Below are 228 nucleotides of genomic sequence, written 5' to 3'. Positions count from 1 at the left end.
CCGCCCGTCGAGAAGGTGGGACTCGAGCCCTACGGAGCCAAGAGATGATCTCCACGCTGCTGTTCGTCGTCGTCCCGTACGTCTCGATCGCGATCTTCATCGGCGGGCACGTCTGGCGCTACCGCTACGACAAGTTCGGCTGGACCACCCGGTCGTCCCAGCTCTACGAGCGCGGCCTGCTGCGGATCGGCAGCCCGCTGTTCCACTTCGGCATCCTGCTGGTCGCCG

Annotated in this window: 1 protein-coding gene; it reads left to right on the top strand. The window is 66.2% G+C overall.

The window, feature by feature from the left end; translation table 11 throughout:
- Window positions 1-44: 44 nt before the first annotated feature.
- A partial coding sequence (locus tag ODJ79_RS46945; RefSeq protein WP_263030228.1) for a respiratory nitrate reductase subunit gamma occupies window positions 45-228 on the top strand: 184 nt, incomplete at its 3' end.

Source organism: Actinoplanes sp. KI2 (assembly GCF_025630775.1).
Taxonomy (GTDB): Bacteria; Actinomycetota; Actinomycetes; order Mycobacteriales; family Micromonosporaceae; genus Actinoplanes.
The sequence above is the reverse complement of the archived record's forward strand: the minus strand, read 5'-3'. Positions and strand labels throughout refer to the sequence as shown.